Consider the following 274-nt stretch of genomic DNA (forward strand, 5'->3'; position numbering starts at 1 on the left):
GCTTTCATCTAGCCAGTTAGAGCTTGTTGATCAATTAATAGATGCTTTATTTAATGTAGAGATCTGTGCAAAACGCTTTGCTGAATATAAAAAACAGCTTGTAAGGCATTGGCGCAATAGCAACCAAAACAAACCAGTCAGTGAGTTATTTAGCATTTTAGGCGCAAAAATAATGCCTTGGAACCCACAACCTGGGGAGCTTGCATCGGCATTAAAAAACACCTGTTTTCAGCAATTTAATGAGTTCAGAACAGACTTTTTTAAAGCACTACAT

The 274-nt window shown here is 37.2% G+C and carries 1 pseudogene; it reads left to right on the forward strand.

Annotated features, from left to right (window positions below):
* Positions 1-274, forward strand: a pseudogene (locus AAEZ18_RS18815) (insulinase family protein); the annotation flags it as partial.

Origin of the sequence: Pseudoalteromonas sp. 19-MNA-CIBAN-0066 (genome assembly GCF_040308705.1) — a bacterium.
In the GTDB taxonomy this organism is placed as follows: domain Bacteria; phylum Pseudomonadota; class Gammaproteobacteria; order Enterobacterales; family Alteromonadaceae; genus Pseudoalteromonas; species Pseudoalteromonas nigrifaciens.